Genomic DNA, 22,563 nt, shown 5'->3' with positions numbered 1-22,563 from the left:
GCGAGGCCGGACGCCGACCGATCGACGCATGCGCGGCTTTACCTGCGCCGCCGCACCGCCGACAAGTCATCCACCACCGGCACCGATGAGAACAGCAGCAGGAGCACGGCGAGCGGCACCGTCGCCATGAAGCCGAGATGCGCGAAGCCGAGCGCGCCCACGAAACCGCCCGCCACGAACATGCCGAGCAGCGAACCGAGCAGCGCGAGGCGCGCATGATTCGCGCGCACATACCGCTCGTCGCCGCGCGATACGCCACGATTCCAGTAAAGAATCTTGCCCAGTTCAATGCCGATGTCCGTCACCAGCCCCGTCACGTGCGTGGTCCGGATTTCCGCCTTCGATATCTTCGTGATCATCGCGTTCTGCAAGCCCATCACGAAGCAAAGAAGCGCGACCGTCGCCGGCACGTCCCACACGCGATGCGTCTCAAGGTTCGCGCCGAGCACGCCGAACGCGAGCAGCAGACAGGCTTCGAGCAACAGCGGGGTCGCGAACACGCTCTGCGCGGCGCGCTGCCGTCCCCAGTTGATGAGCAGCGCCGACGTCGCCGCGCCCGCGAGAAACGCGAGCACCGCGCCGAGCGCGGAGAACGCGAACGCCATCTGGCCGAGCACGAGGTGATCCGCCACCGACGACACCAGCCCCGACATATGCGACGTGTATTGCCCCACGGCCAGAAAGCCGCCCGCATTGGCCGCGCCCGCGACGAACGCGAGCGCGCAGCCCAGCCGGCGATTGGCGGAGTCGGTGCGGCTCGGCGAGGTCAGGTCCCTGAGGTAGCTGATCGGCATGGCTGGCCCGGCGGATGGTCGAATCGGCAAGATAGCACGACATATTTCCCGAGCGCCGCGCGTCGCCGAACGCAGGACTAACATACTCGGGAAACCCCGAATCGTTAGCACGCTAACGAATGAAACAGCCGCTATAATCCCGGCCCATGACTTCCATCGATCTCCTGCGCCGTTCGGTCAGCAGTACGCTCGTACTGGCAGCGCGCCGCTGGCGGCGCACGAGCCACGGCGTGCTCGCTTCATACGGCGTATCGGAGGCGTGCGCGGTGCCCTTGCTCGCCGCGCACCGGCTCGGGCAAGCGGTGCGGCAGGTCGCGCTGGCCGAGCATATCGGCATCGAAGGACCATCGCTCGTCCGTCTGCTGGATCAACTGTGCGCCGCCGGCCTCGTGCGGCGCGACGAAGATCCCGAGGACAAGCGCGCCAAGACCATCTCGCTCACCGATGAAGGCCGCGCCGTCACCGCGCGCATGGAAGAGCGGCTCGTCTCGCTGCGTGAACGGCTTTTGAGGGACGTCAGCCGCGAAGACCTCGAAACGACGCTGCGCGTGCTCAGCGTGTTCAATGCATCGGTCGATGCAGCCAGCGGCAGGCGCGATACCCCCGCACCATGAACTTTCCGTCCGCACGCGAATGGCTGTTTTCCACGCGGACCTTCGCAGCCGCGATGATTGCGCTTTACATCGCGCTTGCACTCGAATTGCCGCGTCCTTACTGGGCGATGGCCACCTGCTATATCGTCTCCAATCCGTTCGTCGGCGCGACGCGCTCGAAGGCGCTGTACCGCGCGCTCGGCACGATGATCGGCGCGGCGGGCGCGGTGGTGATCGTGCCGCCCTTCGTCGAATCGCCGATCTTCTTTAGCGTGCTCGTCGCGTTGTGGACGGGCACGCTGCTGCTGCTCTCTATGTTCGACCGCACCGCGCGCAGCTATGTGTTCCTGCTCGCGGGCTATACGCTGCCGCTGATCGCGCTGCCCGCCGTCACGAATCCGACTGCCGTGTTCGATCTCGCGATCTCGCGCACCGAAGAGATCACGCTCGGCATCGTCGTGGCGAGCATCGTCGGGACGGTGTTCTTTCCGAGCCGTCTTGCGCCGACGCTCATCGAGCGCACCGACGCCTGGTTCCGCGACGCCGCCTTCTATGCGAGCGAAGCGCTTTCGGGCCGCCTCGCCGGCGCGCAGACTTCGGCGGCGCGCCAGAGGCTCGCGGCCACGGTCAACGGCCTCGAAGTGCTGCTGAGCCAGTTGACCTACGATCACACGCGCCCCGATATCGTGCGGCGCGCGCGGGCGTTGCAGGGGCGCATGCAGATTTTCCTGCCGCTGATTTCATCGCTCGCCGATCCGCTTATCGAACTGATCGTCAGGCGCGGCACGCATCCGGAAGGGCTCGAAGCGCTGCTCGCCGATGTCGCGAAGTGGATCTCGCTGCCCGCCCCGCAAGAACACGATCCGCTCGAAACCGACCGCGAACCCGACGCGTTCCGCGAGCGCATCGCGGCGATGCGGCCATCGGCCGAAGCCCTCGCGAGCGAAGACGGCGCGCTGTTCTCGAGCGCGCTGTGGCGGCTCGGTCAGGTCATCGACGTATGGCGCGACATCCGCACGCTGCGCGCCGCGATCCTGCACGACGAGCATCGCTGGCGTCCGCGCTTTCGTCACTGGCGGCTCGGCGGCACGGCGCGTTTCTTCGACCTCGGCATGATGCTGTTTTCGACGGCGGTCGCGGTCGGCGCGATCATCGTCGCGTGCGTGCTGTGGATCCAGTCCGGCTGGGCCGATGGCGCGAGCGGCGTGGCGCTCGCCGCGGTGGCGTGCTGCTTCTTCGCCGCGCTCGACGAACCCGCGCCGCAAGTGTTCACGTTCTTTCTCGCGACCTGTATCAGCGTGGCGCTGGCCGGGCTGTACGTGTTCGCGGTGCTGCCTCACGTGCATGACTTTCCGATGCTCGTAGTGATCTTCTCGGTGCCGTTCCTCATCATCGGCACGCTGATTCCGCGCCCGCGCTTCACGCTCATCACCATGCTCGTCGCGGTGAACACGGCGACGTTCCTCAGCATCCAGAGCGCCTACGAAGCCGATATCTTCGTCTTTCTGAACAGCAATCTCGCGGGCCTTGCGGGACTGCTCTTCGCGTTCGTCTGGACGCGCGTCACGCGGCCCTTCGGCTCCGAACTCGCGGTCGCGCGCCTCACGCGTTCGGCGTGGCGCGATATCGTCGTCAGCGCATCGACGGCGACGATTTCCGATCAGCGCGATCTTTACTCGCGGATGCTCGACCGCCTGATGCAAGTGCTGCCGCGCCACGCGAGCACGGACTCGCACAAGCATCCGTCGATCGAGAGCTTTCGCGACTTCCGCGTGGCGCTGAACGCACTCGATCTGCGGCGCGCGCGGCGCAAGCTCACGGCCGACGTGCAAGCGTCCATCGACGACGTGCTCGCGGGCGTTCGCGCGTACTTTCAGGAATGCATCGACCGGCGCGACCGTCTGCCCGTGCCGGCCGCGCTCGTGCGGACCATCGATGCCGCCGTCGCGCGCGTCGCGGCTCATACCATCGAAGAGGCGAGCAAGCATGCCCAAGCCGCGCTGCCGGGTGAACGCCTCTTGCGCGATACGCTGCACGCGCTGATCGGCGTTCGCCTGTCGCTGCATCCGCCGGCGACCGAAACGCAGGCCAATACGAACGCACGCGGCGACGCGCCAAGGGAATAGCCCGCATGATGATCGCGCAACCACTCTCGTCATTGAACCTTTACGCATGATCGGCGAAATCGACATTCTCGGCGTGTTCGTGCCCGCCGTGCTCGTGCTGATGTTCATCGCCTATCTGCTGAATCTGGCGATCCGCACCGTGCTCGCGCGCGTGGGCTTCTATCGCTTCGTGTGGCATCGCTCCGTTTTCGATCTCGGCATCTATGTACTGGTGCTGGGACTTGTCGTCGTCGTTTCGCACCGGCTCTTCACGTGAAAAAAACCTGGTTCTCAGTCGGGCAGATCCTGCTCACGCTCATCGTCGTCGCCATTGCAGCCGTCGTGCTGTGGAAGCTGGTCGATTACTACATGTTCGCGCCGTGGACGCGCGATGGCCACGTCCGCGCGGATGTCATCCAGGTCGCGCCCGACGTGTCCGGTCTCATCACCGAAGTGAAGGTCCAGGACAACCAGCAGGTCAAACGCGGCGACGTGCTCTTCGTGATCGATCAGGCGCGCTATGCGCTCGCGCTGCGCAACGCGGAAGCGAACGCGCAGCAGCGCCGCGCGACGCTCGATCAGGCGCGCCGCGAAGACGCGCGCAACCGTTCGCTCGGCAATCTCGTCGCGCGTGAAGTGGTGGAAGAGACGCAGTCGCGCGTTCAGCAGGCCACCGCCGCGCTCACCGATGCGCAGGTCGCGATCGACACCGCGCGTCTCAACCTGCAACGCACGGAAGTCCCGAGTCCCGTCGATGGTTATCTGAACGATCGCGCGCCGCGTGCGGGCGAATTCGTAGCGGCGGGACGCGCGGTGCTGTCGGTGGTCGATCTGCATTCGTATCGCGTCGATGGCTACTTCGAAGAGACCAAGCTGCATGGCATCGACATCGGCCAGCCGGTCGACATCAAGGTGATGGGCGAGCCGAACATTCTGCGCGGTCACGTGCAGAGCATCGTCGCGGCAATTGAAGACCGCGATCGTCAGCAAAGCCCGAGTCTCCTGCCGAACGTGAACCCCGCGTTCAGCTGGGTGCGGCTCGCGCAGCGCATTCCGGTGCGCGTCACGCTAGATGAGATTCCCGCCGATTTCCGCATGATCGCGGGCCGCACCGCGACGGTGTCGGTGCGCGGCATCGGTCCCGCGGTCGGGCGTCGCGCACCGGCGGGCAACGTGCCCGCATCGGCGACGGCGCCTGCATCGCCGCTGCCGGCGCATGTTCCCGCTGGCGCGGCTGCTTCGGGCGCATCGCAATGAAAGGCATTGCACGCATGAAGACGCCACGCCTCGGCCTCACGCTGCTTGCGTCGATGCTCGCACTCGGCGGCTGCATGACCGTAGGCCCCGACTACAAGCTGCCCGAAGGCGCGGCGGTCAACGCGCCGTATGCGAACGCGCCGATCGAAGGCGCCGCCGATGCGCCCGTCATGCAAGGCACGGCGCCCTCGAAATGGTGGCGTCTCTACGACGATCCCGCGCTCGACGAGCTCGTCAGCGAAGCGCTCATATCGAACGCGGACCTACGTGTGGCCGCAGCCAATCTCGCCCGTTCGCGCGCCGAAGTCGAATTCGCAAACCGGCAAGGCGGCTTTTCGAGCAAGAGCTCGGTCGCGTTCCAGCGCGCGCAGGAATCGGCGGAACAGTACTTGTTGACCGAGAAGCTGCCGGTCGTGAACGAAGGTGCGCTCGAACTGAGCGTGTCGTATGAGTTCGACCTTTTCGGCAAGCTGAAGCGCGGTATCGAAGCCGCCGTCGCCGACGATGAAGCGGTCGAAGCCGCCTCCGATCTCGCGCGCATCACCGTGGTCGCCGATGTCGTGCGCGCCTATGTCGAATCGTGCTCGGCGGCCGAAGAGCTGTCCATCGCGCAGAAGTCGCTGGAACTGCAGCGCGAGCGCGTGAGGCTGACCACGCGGCTGCGCAATGCGGGGCGCGGCAATCAGTCGGAAGTCACGCGCGGACAGACGCAGTCAGAGACGCTCGCCGCCGATATCCCGCGATACGTCGCTCGCCGACGCGTGGCGCAGTATCGCCTGGCGATGCTGCTCGCGCGTGCGCCTTCCGCACTGCCGCCCGCCGCGCTCGCATGCAACAGACTGCCGAAGCTGCGCCAGCCGATTCCCGTCGGCGATGGCGCCGCGCTGCTCAAACGCCGCCCCGATGTGCGGCAGGCCGAGCGGCAACTGGCGGCATCGACGGCGCGCATCGGCGTGGCGACGGCGGCGCTGTATCCGTCGGTGAGCTTCGGCGCGTCGGTGGGATCCGTCGGTATCGCGCAAGACCTGCTGGGCGCGACGACGAACCGCTGGGCGTTCGGACCGCTCATCAACTGGAACTTCCCGATCAACGGCCAGCGAGCACGCGTGCAACAGGCCGAGGCGGCATCGGGCGGCGCGCTCGCGCATTTCGACGGCGTCGTGCTGAACGCGCTGCGTGAAACGCAAAGCAATCTCGCCACCTATGCGTCCGATACGACCCGCGCCGACAACCTGCGGACGGCGTACCGGTCGGCGGTGCAATCGGCGGACGAGACGCATCGGCTGTATTCGGCGGGGCGCGAATCGTTTATCGCCGACCTCGATGCGACGCGCACGCTGACCAGCGTCGCCGCGCAAGTGGCGGCGGCGGAAGGCCAGGTCGCGGTCGATCAGGTGAACCTGTTCCTCGCACTGGGCGGCGGCTGGGAGCGTGATGAGGACGTGGCGCAAGCCAAAGGGAAGTGATCGCCTCAGGCCACGAGCTTGCGAATCACCGACTCGAGCGATTCATCGCCCTTGACAATCTCGTCGCGCGGCTTCTCGAAGTCGATCCATCCTTCGTTGAAGCCGTCGAGCATGCGGATGCGCGGCATCGGATGCCGCATGCCTTGCTGCTCGAACAACGCTTGCCAGGTGTCGCGCGGCACCGCTTGTGCGCGCACCGGCTTGCCGAGCACCGTCGCGAACGCACGGGCGATATCGTCAGGGCTCACGCGCTTCGGCCCTTCCAGCTCGACGATGCGATGTCCCTGCCACGCTTCCTGTAGCAGCTTCGCGGCGGCTTTACCGATATCGACGGTTGCAATCATAGGAATGGCGCGATCCAGCGGCTGCAGAAACGAATGGACGATGCCTTCCTCACGCGCCGATTGCACGTCCCATGCGCTGTTCTCCATGAACCAGCCGGGGCGCAGAAACGTAACGGGGATCGGCTGACTCGCGAGCGCCTCCTGAAGCAAGGTGTGCTGCGTCAACAGGTTTTCTTGCGCGGCCTGTGCGCCGATGGTCGACAGACACACGATCCTGCGCGGCTTGGCACGCGACACCGCCGCGACGATTGCATCGATGACTTCGCGCGCTTCTGGAAAACCCGGCGCGGGATCGAACTCGGGCGGCAGCAGGATAAAGACGCCGTGTGCGCCTTCGAAGGCTTGCGCGAGGGCGTCGGCATCGGTCATCGTGGCGACGGCGACTTCGCAGCCGCGTGCGCGCCACGCATCGCCCTTGCTCGCATCGCGCACGACGGCGCGCACGCGTTGTCCCGCTTCGAGCAATGCATTGGCGAGCGCCCCGCCGACTTGTCCTGTGATTCCTGTGATGGCGTACATCGTTTGATTCCTCCGTTGCAGAAGCCTCGCATCGTAGGACAACGCCATCGTTCAACCGATGCCGCACGCGTCACTTCATTGATGACACGCGGTCACGAATGACGATTCAGTTCGTGCAGGATGCTTGCGGCGGCCCGCGCCGCGACCTCGCATCCCAGCACGATATGCGCTTCGTCCGTATCTTCGATGAAGTCGTGACTGACGCCGCCGATGCTCGGCACGAACAGCATGCACGCCGGCACATGATGCGCGATGACCTGCGCATCGTGCGATGCGCCGCTCGGCATGCGCTCCCATTGACCGGGCGCGAGCGCTTCGGCTGCATCGGCGAGATGCGTCTGCAATGCGCTGTTCATCACGACGGGTTGCTCGGGCGGCTCGCTCGTCGAGACTTCCACGTGCACGCTGTTTTCTGCGTTGAACGCGTCGATCAGCGTGGCGAGCGCGCGTTCCATCGCATCGAGTCGCGCGGGATCGGCATCGCGGAATTGCAGGTACATGTCCGCACGTCCGGGCACGACGCTGAACGAACCCGGATCGAGTTCGATGCGGCCGACGGTCCATACCGTGTCCGCATCGGCAAGTTGTTTGAACGCATCGTCCATGCGCGCGATGAACGCGACGAGCGCCGCGCCCGCATCGCGGCGGATAGCCATCGGCGTAGTGCCCGCGTGATTGCGCTGGCCGGTGAAGCGCAGCGCAAGCTCGCGTATGCCGACGATCGTCGTCACCACGCCGAGCGACTTGCCGCCCGCCTCCAGCCGCCCGCCCTGTTCGATATGCGGCTCGAGATACGCCTTGTGCCGCGCCTCGTCGATGCGAACGCGCGGTGCGTCTGCGATGCCCGCTTGCGCGAGCGCATCGGCAAGTAGCACGCCTTCGCGATCGCGCGCGTGGCCGATCGCATCGTCGACGTTATCGCCGACGAAGCTGCGGCTGCCGAGAAAGCCGGAGAACGTGCCTTCCTCGTCGATCCATGAAGCAACATCGACGGCGAGATGTTTGGTCTCTTCGCATTCGGCGAGCGCGCGTGCGATTTCGATGCCGTAGATCACGCCCAATGCGCCATCGAGCCAGCCGCCTGTCGGTTGCGTGTCGGTGTGCGAGCCGATCAGCAGCGCGGGGCCGGCGTTGCGCGAGCGGCCGAACACGGTGCCGACGCCATCGATGGAAGCATCGAGGCCCGCATCGCGCATACGGTCGACGAGCCAGCGGCGCGCAGTCATGTCCGTGGCTGATAACGACAGGCGCACGACGCCGGGGCCGGTCGCGCCGAAGGTGCGCAAGTGGTTGAGGTCGTTCAGCAGGCGGGTTGGGTTGATTTTGAGCATGGCGGTTAGTGGCGGGCGGGCAGATGAGTAGCTTACATGTGCAGCATGTGGAGAGGCGTCGGTAACCGCGCAAACGCAAAAAAGCCCCGAAAAATCGGGGCTTTTCGCGGGCCAACACCACGCCTCTCGCTTCAGGTCACCGGCGCCGGGTTGAACAATACGAGCGCGTTATGCAGCTTCAGCGCCTCGGCCTTCGTCTGCTTCTTCCCGCTCGCGATGTCCAGCATCAGCCGGAACAGCTCCCAGCCCACATCGCCGATCGTCGCTTCGCCGGTCGCGATGGTGCCCGCGTTCACATCCATCAGATCGTGCCAGCGGCGCGCCAGATCGGAACGGGTCGCCACCTTGATGACCGGCACTTCCGCGAGACTATAGGGCGTGCCGCGGCCGGTCGTGAACACGTGAAGGTTGATGCCCGCCGCCAGTTGCAGCGTGCCGCAGATGAAATCGCTCGCGGGTGTCGCGGCGTAAATCAAGCCCTTCTGCCTGACCTTCTCGCCCGGCGACAGCACGCCCGAAATCGTCGACGAACCCGACTTCACGATCGACCCCATCGCCTTCTCGACGATGTTCGACAACCCGCCCTTCTTGTTGCCTGGCGTCGTGTTCGCGCTGCGATCCGCGCCGCCGCGCTTCAAATAATCGTCGTACCACTGCATCTCGCGGATGATCGCCGCCGCCACTTCGCCATTCGCCGCTCGCGCGGTGAGCTGCGCGACGCCATCGCGCACTTCCGTCACTTCCGAGAACATGACCGTCGCGCCCGCGCGCACCAGCAAATCGGTCGCGAAGCCGACCGCCGGGTTCGCTGTCAGACCGGAAAACGCATCGCTGCCGCCGCACTGCACGCCGACGACCAGATCCGACGCGGGGCACGTCTCGCGGCGGCGATTGTTCAGCCGCTTCAGGTGCGTTTCCGCCATGCGCATGATGGAATCGATCATCGACTGAAAGCCGACGTGCACCTCGTCCTGCAAGACGACCGCCGCGCCGTTATCCTCGCTCTCCATGTCGCCGATATCCGCGATCGCGTCGTCCACCGCGGCCGCCGCGATCGGGATCGTGCCCGGCGGCATCAGGCGCTCGGGCTGCAGCTTTTCGCAGCCGAGGCTCACCATCATCACTTCGCCGCCGAAGTTCGGATTCAGCGCGATGTTGCGCACGGTGCGGATCGGCACCATCGCGTCGGGCGCTTCGATAGCGACGCCGCAGCCGTACGTGTGACCGAGGCTCACGACATCGTCGACATTCGGGTAACGCGGCAATAGCTCCGCCTTAATGCGATCGACCGCGTGCTGCACGACATCCGCGACGCATTGCACGGTCGTCGTGATCGCGAGGATGTTGCGGGTGCCGACCGTGCCGTCCGCATTCCGATACCCCTCGAACGTGAAGCCTTCGAGCGGCGACGTGTCGGGCGCCTGGATGGTCGCGATCGGCAAGTCATGCAGCTCGGGCGGCGTCGGCATCCGCAGCACGTGCTCGTTGATCCAGCTACCCTTCGGCAGCGGCTTGAGCGCATAGCCGATCACCACGTTGTAGCGGATGACCGCATCGCCTTCCGCGAGGTCCTTCAGCGCGACCTTGTGACCTTGCGGCACGCGCTCGCGCAGCACGAGGCCATCGGAGAAAGTCGCGCCTTCGCCGAGACCGCCGTCGTTCACGACGATCGCCACGTTGTCTTCGGGATGCACGCGAATATAAAGCGGGGGCTGATTCATTCTGATGATCCTTGGCGCCATTGAGCCGACTTCTGGAGTTATGTCATCCTACAACATAAACATCGGCCGTTCCTCGGTATTTACCCTTAATTTTACAGCGATGCCCACGTTCACGCTTGTTCGGCAAGATGCAATGTTGTACGATGACCTATAAGCGCTGCATCTGCCGCACGCTCCTCACCGAGACAACAAACCATGACGACACCGCAAGAACTCAAGCAAATCGTTTCCGAAGGCCTGCTTTCGTTCCCCGTGACCGACTTCGACGCGCAGGGAAACTTCCGCGCCGATACCTACGCGGAGCGCCTCGAATGGCTCGCTCCCTATGGCGCGTCGGCGCTCTTCGTGGCGGGCGGCACGGGCGAGTTCTTTTCTCTGACGCAACCTGAATATTCGCAGATCGTGCGCACGGCGACCGAAGTCTGCCGTGGCAAGGTGCCGATTCTCGCGGGCGCGGGCGGCCCGACGCGCACCGCCATCGCCTTTGCGCAGGAAGCCGAGAAGAACGGCGCGCAAGGCATTTTGCTGATGCCGCATTACCTGACTGAAGCATCGCAGGAAGGCATCGCGGCACACGCCGAAGAAGTCTGCAAAGCCGTGCCGAAGATGGGCGTCATCATCTATAACCGCGCCAATTCGAAGCTCAATGCCGACATGCTCGAGCGCCTCGCCGACCGTTGCCCGAACCTGATCGGCTTCAAGGACGGCGTGGGCGAGATCGAAGCGATGGTCACCATCCGCCGCCGCCTCGGCGACCGCTTCTCGTACCTCGGCGGCCTGCCGACGGCGGAAGTCTATGCCGCCGCCTATAAGGCGCTGGGCGTGCCGGTGTATTCGTCGGCGGTCTTCAACTTCATCCCGAAGACGGCGATGGACTTCTATCGCGCGATCGCCGCGAACGATCACGAGACCACCGGCAAGCTGATCGACGAATTCTTCCTGCCGTACCTCGCCATCCGCAACCGCCGTGCAGGCTATGCGGTGAGCATCGTCAAGGCGGGCGCGAAGCTCGTCGGCCACGACGCAGGTCCGGTGCGCGCGCCGCTCATCGATCTGACCGAAGAAGAGATGGGCCAGCTCGACGCACTCATCAAGAAGCTCGGCTCGCAATAAGCCGCGAGCATCGCAAGGGGCACGCAGACAGTCACGCGCGCCCGCATCGAAAAGGGCCGCGCGTGCGGCCCTTCGCGCATGAAGCACCGGAGACGAGGAGAAGTTCATGTCGATGAGCCGCGCCGCCCATCCCGCCGACGTCATGAAGCGCACGAAAGTGCGTTACGTCATTCTGTTGCTGATCTTTGCGATCACGACGTTCAATTACGCGGACCGCGCCACGTTGTCGGTGACGGGCGCGGCCATGCGCGCGGAGTTCGGCTTCGACGCCATCCGCATGGGTTATATTTTCTCGGCATTTAGTTGGGCATATGTACTATCTCAGGTTCCGGCGGGCTGGCTGCTCGACCGCTTCGGCGCGCGCCGCGTGTATGCGGCCAGCATCTTCCTGTGGTCGCTGTTCACGCTGCTGCAAAGCGCGATCGGCCTGCTCGGCAGCGCAGCGGCGGCAGTCACCGCGCTGTTCGTGCTGCGCTTCATGATGGGCGCGGCTGAAGCGCCGGCCTTCCCCGCCAATGCGAAGGTGATCGCGAGCTGGTTTCCGACGAAGGAACGCGGCACGGCATCGGCCATTTTTAATTCAGCGCAATACTTCGCAGCTGTCGTCTTTACGCCGCTGATGGCGTGGCTCACACACGCGTTCGGCTGGCATCACGTGTATATCGTGATGGGCGTCGCGGGCCTGATGCTCGCCATCATCTGGCTTTCGGTGATGAAGAACCCCGCCGATCATCCGCGCGTCAATCGCGATGAACTCGAGTACATCGAGCAAGGCGGCGGCCTCGTGCGGGGACATCAGCGTGAGCGCGGTTCGGGCAGCGCCGATCAAGGCAGCCCGGTCGGCTGGCCGGTCGTGAAGCAACTGCTCACGAATCGCATGCTGCTAGGCGTGTATCTCGCGCAGTACTGCATTAATGTGCTGACGTACTTCTTCCTGACGTGGTTCCCGATCTACCTCGTTCAGGCGCGTCACATGACGATTCTGCAAGCGGGACTCGTCGCGTCGCTGCCCGCCATCTGCGGCTTCACGGGCGGCGTGCTCGGCGGCGTGCTCTCCGATTCGCTCATTCGACGCGGCCATTCCCTGACCGTCGCGCGCAAGGCGCCGATTGTCGGCGGCATGCTGCTGTCGTCGTGCATCATCGGCTGCAACTATGTGAACACGGACTGGATCGTGGTTGCGCTGATGTCGCTCGCGTTCTTCGGCAAGGGCATCGGCGCGCTGGGCTGGGCCGTGGTCGCGGATACCTCGCCGAAGGAAGCCATCGGCCTGTCGGGCTCGATCTTCAACATGTTCGGCAACGTCGCGGGCATCGTGACGCCGATCGTGATCGGCTATCTCGTCGCGACGACGGGATCGTTCAACGGGGCGCTCGCGTTCGTCGGCGTCAACGCGCTGATCACCGTATTCAGCTATCTCGTGATCGTGAAGAAGATCGAGCGGGTGCAGTTGCGATAGCGCATTCCGAATTGCTATTCGAAGGCGGCCATCGCGGGCCGCCTTTTTTTCGCCGATGCTCAGGCCGCGGCGATCACGTCGATCTTCAACGCCTCACCGCCCGCAACGATATCCCGCAGGCGATCGACATTCGGATGCGCCCCCGGACGATTGCGCGCATCCGCCGTATGTTCGGCGAACACCGCGAGGCCGTGTTCGGCGGCCTTGGCATCCAGCGTGCCGAACGCCTGCTTCAGATAGTGATAGACGGACAGCGAGCCCTGCTTGCCAGGCTTGTTTTCGATGCTGGCCGCCACCGCGCCTTTGCCGTCGATGAGATCGATACGCTCGATGCCGTCGATGGAAGGCAATTGAGCGAGGTTGTCCTTGAATACGTTGCCGGGCTGAATCATGAAGCACACTCCGCGTTGATGAGTCGACTATCGAGGCGGCGTATCTTAAACGATCAGAAGATGTGCATCATGCCGACATACGCGCCCGTCTGCGATTCGCCGGCCAGCGGACTCGTGCTGACATCGGCGTTGCGCGGCGTCGCGAACACCGAGAACGTGCCGTTCGCGCTGTTGCGCACGTAGGCCACGGTGCCGTAGAGAAAGGTGCGCTTCGTGAAGTTGTAGGTGGTGCCGAGCGCATAGAGCGTCGCGTGGCTCGCGGGATCATGCGATGCATCGCCCGCGCCCTCGCCTACATGAATATAGAAGCCCGCTGCCGTGACGGCCCATTGCGGCGTCGCCTGATACGTCGCGCCGAGCCAGTAGTGATCGGCGCTATCGGCGACGCCTGCTGGCGAATCGGGCGCGGCGTAGTGCGTATAAGCGGCCTGCACCTTGAACTTGTCCACCTTGAGATTCGCGCCGACGAAGTACTCGCGCGACGACGAGAAGATGTTGCTGAGCCGCCCGTTCTGATCGCGCAGTTCGTCGTAGATGCCGCGCACGTCGAGAAGCGGCGAATGATACGTCAGCATGATGCCCTCGGACCTGCCGAATTCGCCGGGCGCGCCGCTGTTGAACGCGCCGGGCTGATTGCCGAAGGCATACTGCCCTTGCACGTCGAAGCCATGAAACACGGGGCTGTGATACTCGACGTTGTTGCTCGTCTGCTGCCAGTTGCGTCCTCGCACGAGCGATGCGGACGACACCGCTTCCTGCACGAACGGATCGAATTCCCACACGCCGTCGCTATCGATGAAAAGATTGCGGCCCGCCTGAATCTGGCCCCACGTCTTCGAATTCAGGCCGGCATAGGCCCGCCGCGAGAACATGCGATCGCCGCCCGTTCTCCCGTTCATGATCTGCAGCGCCGTTTCCAGGGTGAAGACGGCGCTCATGCCGCCGCCCAGGTCTTCGACGCCCTTGAGCCCCCACATGCTCGTGCCCCAGTCGCCGCCTTCGGCGCTCCATCGCGTCGAATTGCCGCCCGCGCCATTGGCGACATGATTCAGATATTCGATGCCGCCATCGACACGGCCATACATCGTGACGCTGGATTGCGCCCATGCGGTCGATGCGAAAAGAAGTAGGCCTGCCGCGTGGCTGACAGCCGCGATGGTGGTTTTCATGGGCGTGATCGTGATGAGATTTCGTCGCGCACGACCATAGCACTATCTCGCGAAACTGGCTGATATGGGCCCCGCAGCAAAAAAAAGCGGGCGGCATACGGCCCGAAAGCCGCATGCCGCCCGCAAGTTTCGCTACGCCTCGTCGATGCTTAACGCTGCGAGATGGTCGCGGTGTTCTTCGCACCGCTTTGCGAAACGATCGCCGTGTTGCCCGCGCCGACCTGCGTCACCGAACCCACGTTGCCGTAGCCCGACTGAGCAACGTACGCGTTGTTGCCCGTGCCCGATTGCGAAGCCGTCGCGCTGTTGCCGAAGCCGACTTGCGTCAGCAGCAGTTCTTCGTCCTTGCCCGACTGCGTCGCGTTGGCCACGTTCAGATCGCCGAGTTGCACCGACAGCAGCGACGATTCGACCGCCGCTTGCTGCGTCAGATTCGCGCTGTTCTTCGAGCCGCCCTGGAACGAGGTCAGCACGTTGCGGCCGCCGTTCTGCTGCGTGAGCGTGGCTTCGTTGGTGCTGCCGTATTGCGTCACCGACGTGTGGTCGTTCGACTCGTTGTACTGGTTCACGTAGGTCTTGTTGTACAGCGGGCCGCTCTGAACGATCGTCGTCGTTTCGTTGACGGCATTGCCCTGGTTCACTTGCGCGAAGTTCGGTGCATAGGCGCCGCTTTGCTCGATGGTCGTCTTGTTGCCGCCGCCGTTGTTCGAGAACACCTTGGCGAGTGCCGAGCCGTCCTGCTTGATCGAAACGGTATCGCCCAGTTCGCTGTGCTGGCCGACATACGCGTCCGTGCCGCCGCCCGTTTGCGTGATGGTGGTCTTGTTCAGGCCGCCGCCGGTGGTCTCGACATTCGCGATGCCGTGGTCGCCGGTCTGCGAGATCTGCACGTTATTGCCGAACGTCGACGTCTGCGTGACGGTGGCGCTGCCGCCGTCGAGCCGGGCGAAGCCCTTGCCCTGACCTTGATCGATGTTCACCGTATTGCCGGCCGCGTTCGTCTGCGTGATCTTCGCGGTGTTGTTCGTGCCGTTCTGGCGGATGCTGTCGTTGTCGCCGGCCGATGCCGTTTGCGTGACGCTGGCCGTCGAGTTGCTGCCCGATTGCGTGATGCTCGTGCGCTCGCCCAGTGCGCGATCTTGCGTCACGTTGGCGACGAGGCCGGAATCGCCGCGAAATGCGCCGTTTTGCGCGATGTCCGTGCGGTTGAAGCCGCCGTCCTTCGACGTCACCGTGGCCTTCGCGCCGTTGCCGTCTTGCAGCACGCTCACGCGGTCGCCAATCGACGATTGCTGGTCGACGGTCGCCTTGTTCGATTCGCCGAATTGCGAAACCGTCGCCGATTCATTGGCCGAGAAACCTGCTGCAAATACCGAGCCCGATGCGAGCGCGGCCAGACCCATAGCGATGATAGATGCCTTGACTTTCATTTTTATAGCCTCGTGGTTTATGTTTTGAGTGACTTCTCTGCTTGACGGAGTTCAGCCCCTGCCGCGCTCCGGCCTCAACGACCTGCACCTTCCTTACTGCGGTCTCCTCGCGCCCTGGCATCACGCCCTGGCGGAAAAACGTTGCTACTTCATAAGAACCGACGCCCTCGCGCCATTGCCGTTCTGCATGACTTGCAGCGTCGCGCCGTAGCGGCTCTGCAAGATGGCGACCTCGTTGTTGACCCCGAGTTGCGTCACTTGCGACGACATCGACGAGCCGATCTGCGTGACCGTCGCTGCGTTATTGCTGCCGTTCTGCACGGCGATGGAACGGTTGGCGACGCCCGCCTGCACGCCTTCGTAGTGGTTGCCGCTGCCGGTCTGCGCAAGCGCCGTCAAGTTGCCATTGCCGCCCTGCGCGATCGCAGCCGCGTTCGCGACGCCCGCCTGATTCGCCATCAGGCCATTCGCGCCGGACTGCACTCCAACCATGCGATTGCCCGCGCCGGCTTGCGAAACACGGGCCCACTGCGCGCCGCCGTTGAAGCCCGGCTCCGACGGCCCGAAGTCGGATACCGGCGACAAATCCGCTGCGAACACCGCGAGCGACAGGCTCACGACCGCGAAAACCGCCGCACACAACGCCACTTTCGATGCGCGCCAGGGCGCAACCGGCTGATTCATTCTTGTCTCCTTGTTCATGTTCAACCACCGAGCGTCTTGGGCGGATCGACCTTCACCGGGCTATAAGGCGGATTCACGTCTTCCATCGTCGCGACATAGCCCTGGTTCTCCTGCAGATACCGCTGCATCGTCGGGTCGTACCAGTCCTTCATGTCCTTGAGCGACCAGCTCTGATTCGCGACGCCCTGCACGATCAGATGCACGAGCGCGGATTCGATCGCTTCGTTCACGCACAACTGCTGCGGCTCGTTGCGCGTCATGCCGAGTTCGGCCTGCAACAGATCCTTGAAGCCGATGAAGCGGTACACGCCGGTATCGACCTGAACGGAATAGATGGTCTTCGTGGTCGATACGCTGTTGAGAATCGTGCCGTTGCGGATATCCACCGCCCGCAGGTTCACCGTGACCTGATCCACGCGATACTGCTGCGACGCGCTGATGCCCAGATACGCGACGCCCGCGCCGCCCGTCCGGATGTTCGAGTCATACCCGACGATGCCGCCTTCCAGCACGATGCTCGCGGGCGCCAGCGCACCGATCTGCGGAATGGAACCGGCGCGGTTCTTGTCGTCCGGCGTTTCGAGCGCCCGCATGATCTTGCGTTCGGTCAGCAGGTCCTGAAGGTTCTCGCGCTCGACCGGCGTGAACCAGCCGGAATCGCGCATCGCCTTGACGAGAAACGACGCCCCGCCTTGCGTGACTTGTGAGGAAAACGAACTATCCGGCGATGGCTTGTATTGGCCGGTCAGATCGCGAAACCCGTACACCGCCGCGATGATCCTGCCCTTCGGCGGCGGCAGATGGGTGAGATCGCGCGTGACGCGCGTCGGCGGCGTCAGCGTCGCATTGCCGGACGATGGCATCGGCGCGGTAACGCAACCGGTGAGCAGCATCGCGCCGATGACGGCGGCCACAAGCGCCGCGGGTTTGAAAGCATTCATGTTCATTGCAGATGCGCTCGCGTTACTGGCCGTTGCCGACGACGAAAGTCGTCGACGCGCCCGTGGTCTTGTCGGTCGTCGTGACTTGCAGATTGCCGCCCGTCACCGAGGTGATCGCGATCGAAAAGTTGCCCGTGTTGATCGTGCCCGGATGCAGCGTGCCGTCCGCCCCGACGATGGAACTCGAGATCGACGACGCCACGCGCGAGAGAATCGCTTGCTGCAACTGCGTGTTGAACTGGTCGAGCGTGGACTGGCTGCCCGTGCCGAGATCCGACAGCGACGGGTCCTTGTACTTGTTCTGCGCATTCGCTTCATTGAGCAGGTTCGGCCCGTTGAGCGGATTGCCGCCGAAGTTGGGATTCACCGGCTCGTAGACGAGCGCGGTTGCATGTGCATCGGTAAGCGGCATGAAGAGCGTCGACGTGAGCGCGCAGGCGATCACCGCGCTGCGGACAAGCGCATTCGTTTTCATCGTGTTCCCCGTAGTTTTGGCCGTGCTGCTTTTTTATTAGAGTTCGTCCGTCGCCATGTCGGCGTCGCGAAAGAGCAGGCGCGTCAGATCCGCCTGCATGACGTTCTGGAAGGCGACTTGCGCCGCGTTCTCCGCAACGGGCCGCACGTTCGCGCGGGCGATCGGCAGGAACGCCTGAAACACGCGGCGCTGACCGAACTCCACCCAGACGAGACTGCCGTAACGCGCCGAAGGACGCTCGTGCACCGACACGATGTATCGGTCGGAAAGCGGGATCGCGGTCCAGGCCTGTGCGAACCAGCTATAGAAGTCCTGGCCGGCGAGCGTGACCGTGTCGGTGGTCACCACGCCGCCGAGCGCGTCGTCGAGCGGCTTCTGGCCGTTGATGTCGGCGGTGCGGGCGCGCGGCGTGCCAGCGAGCGTTTCGCTCTTTTCCAGCGATTCCGACGCGTTCACTGTGCCGCGCGACGACAGCGGCGCACCGTTCGCTGCAGGCAACGGCGCGGTGCGCGCGACCGGGCTGGGCGTCGGCGTGGTCGGCAGCGCGATCAGCGGTTGCGCCTGGCTGCCGACATCCGCATTAGATGCCGACGGTGCTTCGGCATCCTGAGCGTATGCGCTGGACACGAAAGCCGGTATTGCGATGATGCACACTGCGATTGCGCACCTTCTCGGGCGCATTGCTTTCACTCGCTGCATGACTTCCCCGTATGCCCTGGCCGCTATGGTGCTGCCTTCGAGCGTGTTGTGTTTTGCTTTATTCGTTAGACGGATCGGATTGTGCTGAAGAATGAACCGCCCCTATGTTGGAAGCGCCACATTCGACTGACGAAAAGCACAGGGAAGCTAAATGCCGCTGAATGCGTATCGAAAGGAAACGTTTGCGGCGGCCGGGCCCGCCTCCCATGAGGGTTTGCACCATCGGTTAGAATCGCGCCTCTTTTGCTTTTGCCCTTGCGCAACGGCCGCTTCAACGAACTCACCCCTATGAAAACTCACACGCTGCGCGAGGAATGGTTCTCGAATATTCGCGGCGACGTGCTCGCTGGCATCGTCGTCGCGCTCGCGCTGATTCCCGAAGCGCTCGCTTTCTCGATCATCGCGGGGGTCGATCCGAAAGTCGGGCTGTATGCGGCGTCGGTCATTGCAATCGTGTCCGCCTTTGCAGGCGGGCGGCCCGGCATGATCTCGGCGGCGACGGGCGCGGTCGCGCTGCTGCTGTCATCACTCGTGAAGGCGCACGGCGTTGAATACGTGCTGGCTGCGGGCATTCTCGCGGGCGTGCTGCAGATCGGCGCGGGGGTGCTGAAGCTTGGCGCGCTGATGCGCTTCGTGTCGCGCTCGGTGATTACCGGCTTCGTCAACGCGCTTGCCATCCTGATCTTTCTCGCGCAATTGCCGCAATTGCAGGACGCGCCGTGGTACGTCTACGCGATGGTCGCGGGCGGCCTCGCCATCATCTACCTGCTGCCGCGCGTGACGAAGGCGATACCGTCGCCGCTCGTATGCATCATCGTAATGACGGCGATCGCGATGGTGCTGCATCTGCAATTGCGCATTGTAGGCGACATGGGCGCTTTCCCGGACCGCTTGCCGTTCTTCGCGTTGCCGCAAGTGCCGTTCTCGTTCGACACGCTGCGCATCGTCTTCCCGTACTCGGTGGCGATCGCGCTGGTGGGCCTGCTGGACTACACCGATACGCCCAGCGACAAGAATCGCGAATGCCGCGGCCAGGGCTGCGCGAACATCGCCGCGGGCTTTCTCGGCGGCATGCCCGGCTGCGCAATGATCGGCCAGACGGTCATCAACATGAAATCGGGTGGACGCGGGCGCTTGTCGACCTTCATCGCGGGCGCGCTGCTGCTGGTGCTCGTCGTGTTTCTCGGGCCGTGGGTCAGGCAGATTCCGATGGCCGCGCTCGTCGCGGTGATGATCATGGTGTCGATCAGCACGTTCAGCTGGCGCTCGGTTGCGAACCTGCGCACGCATCCGAAAAGTTCGTCAGCCGTGATGCTCGCGACGGTCGTCGTCGTGGTCGCGACAGGCAATCTCGCCATGGGCGTGTTCGTCGGCGTGTTGTTGAGCGCGCTGTTCTTCACGTCGAAGGTGCGGCAGGTGCTGGTCGTCGAATCGACGCTGGATCAGGCGGCAAGCGAGCGCCGCTACGTGGTGCGCGGGCAGGTGTTCTTCGCCTCGTCGGAAGCGTTCGTTGGCGAGTTCGATTTCAGGGAGCCGGTGCGCTCGGTGCGGCTCGATCTGTCGCCCGCGCACTTCTGGGACATCACGGCGATCGATGCGCTCGATCGCATCGTCCACAAGTTCCGGCGCAATGGCATAGCGGTGGATATCGCGGGATTGAATCGCGCCAGTGCGACGATGATCGAAAAATACGCCACGCACGACAAGGCGACGGGCACGCAGTACGAGCCGTCGCACTGAGCGATCAAGCTGAGTTTTCAGCGTACGCAACGTCTTCCAGCAACGCATCGAGCGCCACGGGCCGCGCGCGCAGGAAGCCCTGCATCTTGTCGCAACGCGCGTCTTTCAGGTGCTCGAGCTGCTCCGGCGTCTCGACGCCTTCGGCCACGACAGTCACGCCGAGCTTGTGCGCGAGACCGATCACGCCTTCGACGACCGTTCGCATCATCGGGTCGGTGGCGATGTTGTCGACGAACGACTTGTCGAGCTTCAGCACGTCGGGCCGGAAACGCGCGAGATAACTGAGGCTCGAATAGCCCGTGCCGAAATCGTCGATGGCGATACGCACGCCCATCTCGCGTATTCTCGCAAGCACGTCCTGCGCATCGTCGACGTTATCGATTAATGCGGATTCCGTAATTTCCAGCGTAATGCGGTCCGCGTCGACGCCGCTTCGCTTCATCGCGTGCATCAGCACCGACACGAGACGCGGGTCGCGAAACTGCTTCGGCGACACGTTCACAGCGACCGAGCGCACATCGGGCGCCGCTGCGGCGAGGCGTGCGGCCGCCTGCACGGCTTCGCGAATGATCCAGTGTCCCGCTTCAACGATCAATCCGCTCTCTTCCAGCACCGGCACGAACTCGCCCGGCTCTATCAGCCCAAGCTGCGGATGGTTCCAGCGCAGCAGCGCCTCGACACCGGCGAGCGCGCCCGTATCCACGCGATACTGCGGCTGATAATGCAGCAGGAACTGATTGGCGCGTATGGCGTCATGCAATTCGGATTCGAGATGCGCGCGCGCGAGATCGCCCTTCTCGCTTTCGCCGAACACGCGAAACGCATTGCGGCCCGCGCGCTTCGCGGCGTACATCGCCATATCCGCGCTGATGAACAGATCCTCGGGCGTGCCGCCATGATCCGGATAGAGCGCCACGCCGGTCGAGCATGTCATCGTGACCGTGCGGCAACCCAGCTTGATTGGCCGGTGACAGGCGAGCGCAAGCCGCCTGCATGCGCGCTCGATCCGCTGCTGATCGAAGCGGCCAGGCAGGATCACGGTGAACTCGTCGCCACCGGGACGCGCCGCGACCGCGCCTTCCGGCATCGCATCGGCGATGCGTCGCGCGATCGCCTTGAGCACGGCGTCGCCCGCATCGTGGCCGGCGGTATCGTTGATGGATTTAAAGCGGTCGATATCGATGAACAGATACGCGAACGGCTCGCCGGATGCGCAGCGATCGACCAGCGCATCGGTCATCGCGTTGCGATTGCGCAGGCCCGTGAGGCTGTCGGTATTCGCAAGCCGATGCAGTTCCTGAAGACGCATGCGCTCCTCGGTGGCATCGACGCATACGCTCACCACACGCGACACCGCGCCGTCCTCGTTCACCGGATAGATGTCCGCGCGCACCCAGCGCGTGCGCTCGCCGGACAGACAAAGGCGGAAATAGCTTTGTGAAGGCGCGCCCGTGTTCACCGCTTCGCGCATCTTGTCTCGCAGGCTGGGCAGATCGTCTGCGTGCACACGCTGCATCCACGCGGTCTTGTCGGTTTCGAGCGCGGCCACCGGCATTTCCCACATGCGCTCGAACGCGGAACTGACATGCAGCAGTTCGCGGAAGTCGTGTGTCGTGGTCCAGAAGACGGCGTCGACATGATCTTCCATGTCTTTCTGCACGCGCGCATTGCCGCGCAGTTCTTCGATGAGCGCAACTTCCGCCGTGATGTCGCGCGACTTGCACAGCACCGACACCACGCGGCCCGCTTCGCCGCATACCGGCGCGAAGCTCGACGTCCACCATTTGAGCGCGCCGGTCATCGTGCGGCACGAGCCGGAGAACGACGTCGATGCGCCCGCCTTCGCACGTTCGAACGCATCGCGCGCATCGGGGCCGTTCCACAAGGCTATCCAGTCGACGCCGACGACTTCGTCCGCGCAATCCGCACCGATCAGCTTGCGGCCGACATCGGAAATGCATACGACGCAGCCTTCGAGATCGAGCAGCTTCAGACAGTCTTCCGCGATGAAAAGCAGTCCGTTGGAAAGCTGTCGCGCGACGAAAATCTGCCGCCGCCACTGCAACATCAGATGAATGACGGTCAACGCGCCAACCGCGGCCGCGCCGAGCAGCACGTTCCACGGCAGCGGCAGGAACGGCGTCATCGCCACGACGAGCGCGACGCCGAGCATCGCCAGCGCAAACGCATCGAAGCGACGCATGCACTCGACATAGGGAAATCGCCGGGCGACGGTTTCATCGATCGTCCCGAGAAAATCGCTCGCTCTTTCCTGCACCGCTTTGTTCCTTTCCGACGTGACCGTACGTGATGCACTTGGCTCCTTAACGG

At 64.2% G+C, this 22,563-nt stretch carries 20 protein-coding genes; 8 read left to right on the top strand and 12 right to left on the bottom strand.

Annotated features, from left to right (window positions below; all coding sequences use genetic code 11):
• Nucleotides 1-38: 38 nt before the first annotated feature.
• Nucleotides 39-794 (bottom strand): YoaK family protein, encoded by a 756-nt coding sequence (locus tag BG57_RS03235; RefSeq protein ID WP_035960138.1) that lies wholly within the window; start codon nt 792-794, stop codon nt 39-41.
• Nucleotides 795-940: 146 nt separating this feature from the next.
• On the opposite strand from BG57_RS03235, the gene BG57_RS03230 reads away from it, so the two are divergent.
• The 5 genes from BG57_RS03230 to BG57_RS03210 are packed head-to-tail and all read left to right on the top strand — an operon-like array spanning nt 941 to nt 6,215.
• Nucleotides 941-1,408: a MarR family winged helix-turn-helix transcriptional regulator gene (locus tag BG57_RS03230; protein WP_035960137.1), complete on the top strand. Its 468-nt coding sequence runs from the start codon at nt 941-943 to the stop codon at nt 1,406-1,408.
• Complete coding sequence (locus BG57_RS03225) at nt 1,405-3,513, top strand: FUSC family protein (protein WP_052005596.1); 2,109 nt, start codon at nt 1,405-1,407, stop codon at nt 3,511-3,513. Before BG57_RS03230 ends, BG57_RS03225 begins: the two co-directional genes overlap by 4 nt.
• Nucleotides 3,514-3,559: 46 nt before the next feature.
• Nucleotides 3,560-3,769, top strand: coding sequence for a DUF1656 domain-containing protein (locus tag BG57_RS03220; protein ID WP_035960136.1), 210 nt, complete (start codon nt 3,560-3,562; stop codon nt 3,767-3,769).
• Nucleotides 3,766-4,749, top strand: coding sequence for an efflux RND transporter periplasmic adaptor subunit (locus BG57_RS03215; protein ID WP_035960135.1), 984 nt, complete (start codon nt 3,766-3,768; stop codon nt 4,747-4,749). The genes BG57_RS03220 and BG57_RS03215 overlap by 4 nt, the downstream gene beginning before the upstream one ends.
• Nucleotides 4,750-4,763: 14 nt before the next feature.
• A complete protein-coding gene (locus tag BG57_RS03210) occupies nt 4,764-6,215 on the top strand; it encodes an efflux transporter outer membrane subunit (RefSeq protein WP_035960411.1) in 1,452 nt (483 codons plus the stop codon).
• A gap of 5 nt (nt 6,216-6,220) precedes the next feature.
• Here BG57_RS03210 and BG57_RS03205 read toward each other — a convergent pair whose 3' ends face one another.
• From BG57_RS03205 to garD, 3 genes are all read right to left on the bottom strand, one after another.
• Complete coding sequence (locus BG57_RS03205) at nt 6,221-7,078, bottom strand: NmrA family NAD(P)-binding protein (RefSeq protein ID WP_035960410.1); 858 nt, start codon at nt 7,076-7,078, stop codon at nt 6,221-6,223.
• A gap of 92 nt (nt 7,079-7,170) precedes the next feature.
• On the bottom strand, nt 7,171-8,409 hold the full coding sequence (locus BG57_RS03200; protein ID WP_035960134.1) for a Zn-dependent hydrolase: 1,239 nt from the start codon (nt 8,407-8,409) through the stop codon (nt 7,171-7,173).
• A 131-nt stretch (nt 8,410-8,540) separates the two neighbouring features.
• The gene (gene garD / locus BG57_RS03195; protein WP_035960132.1) at nt 8,541-10,130 is read right to left on the bottom strand and encodes a galactarate dehydratase; all 1,590 of its coding nucleotides are present in this window, start codon (nt 10,128-10,130) and stop codon (nt 8,541-8,543) included.
• A 195-nt stretch (nt 10,131-10,325) separates the two neighbouring features.
• Here garD and kdgD point away from each other — a divergent pair, with 195 nt between their 5' ends.
• Nucleotides 10,326-11,243, top strand: a complete 918-nt coding sequence (gene kdgD / locus BG57_RS03190; protein ID WP_035960131.1) for a 5-dehydro-4-deoxyglucarate dehydratase — start codon at nt 10,326-10,328, stop codon at nt 11,241-11,243.
• Nucleotides 11,244-11,349: 106 nt separating this feature from the next.
• A complete protein-coding gene (locus BG57_RS03185) occupies nt 11,350-12,702 on the top strand; it encodes an MFS transporter (RefSeq protein ID WP_035960130.1) in 1,353 nt (450 codons plus the stop codon).
• Nucleotides 12,703-12,761: 59 nt separating this feature from the next.
• On the opposite strand, the gene BG57_RS03180 is transcribed toward BG57_RS03185, so the two are convergent.
• The 7 genes from BG57_RS03180 to BG57_RS31115 form a co-directional block, all read right to left on the bottom strand.
• On the bottom strand, nt 12,762-13,094 hold the full coding sequence (locus BG57_RS03180) for a DUF2322 family protein (protein ID WP_035960129.1): 333 nt from the start codon (nt 13,092-13,094) through the stop codon (nt 12,762-12,764).
• Nucleotides 13,095-13,147: 53 nt separating this feature from the next.
• On the bottom strand, nt 13,148-14,263 hold the full coding sequence (locus tag BG57_RS03175) for a porin (protein WP_052005595.1): 1,116 nt from the start codon (nt 14,261-14,263) through the stop codon (nt 13,148-13,150).
• Between the two features lie 149 nt (nt 14,264-14,412).
• A complete protein-coding gene (locus BG57_RS03170) occupies nt 14,413-15,693 on the bottom strand; it encodes a hypothetical protein (RefSeq protein WP_081850821.1) in 1,281 nt (426 codons plus the stop codon).
• Nucleotides 15,694-15,837: 144 nt separating this feature from the next.
• Entirely contained in the window at nt 15,838-16,377 is a 540-nt protein-coding gene (locus BG57_RS31120; protein ID WP_152562493.1) for a hypothetical protein, read from the bottom strand.
• 20 nt (nt 16,378-16,397) lie between these two features.
• Nucleotides 16,398-17,318 (bottom strand): CsgG/HfaB family protein, encoded by a 921-nt coding sequence (locus tag BG57_RS03160; RefSeq protein ID WP_229753961.1) that lies wholly within the window; start codon nt 17,316-17,318, stop codon nt 16,398-16,400.
• A 22-nt stretch (nt 17,319-17,340) separates the two neighbouring features.
• A complete protein-coding gene (locus tag BG57_RS03155; protein WP_035960125.1) occupies nt 17,341-17,793 on the bottom strand; it encodes a curli assembly protein CsgF in 453 nt (150 codons plus the stop codon).
• 36 nt (nt 17,794-17,829) lie between these two features.
• Nucleotides 17,830-18,420, bottom strand: coding sequence for a CsgE family curli-type amyloid fiber assembly protein (locus BG57_RS31115; protein WP_160174703.1), 591 nt, complete (start codon nt 18,418-18,420; stop codon nt 17,830-17,832).
• A 360-nt stretch (nt 18,421-18,780) separates the two neighbouring features.
• Between BG57_RS31115 and BG57_RS03145 the strand changes: the two genes are divergently transcribed.
• Nucleotides 18,781-20,232: a SulP family inorganic anion transporter gene (locus BG57_RS03145; RefSeq protein ID WP_035960124.1), complete on the top strand. Its 1,452-nt coding sequence runs from the start codon at nt 18,781-18,783 to the stop codon at nt 20,230-20,232.
• A gap of 4 nt (nt 20,233-20,236) precedes the next feature.
• On the opposite strand, the gene BG57_RS03140 is transcribed toward BG57_RS03145, so the two are convergent.
• Nucleotides 20,237-22,510 carry an EAL domain-containing protein gene (locus BG57_RS03140; RefSeq protein ID WP_035960123.1) on the bottom strand — a complete coding sequence of 758 codons (2,274 nt, stop codon included), beginning with the start codon at nt 22,508-22,510 and terminating at the stop codon, nt 20,237-20,239.
• Nucleotides 22,511-22,563: the final 53 nt, after the last annotated feature.

It is taken from the genome of Caballeronia grimmiae, from assembly GCF_000698555.1.
Classification (GTDB): Bacteria; Pseudomonadota; Gammaproteobacteria; order Burkholderiales; family Burkholderiaceae; genus Caballeronia; species Caballeronia grimmiae.
Note: the sequence above shows the minus strand (reverse complement) of the source record. Positions and strands in the feature narration are given on the sequence as shown.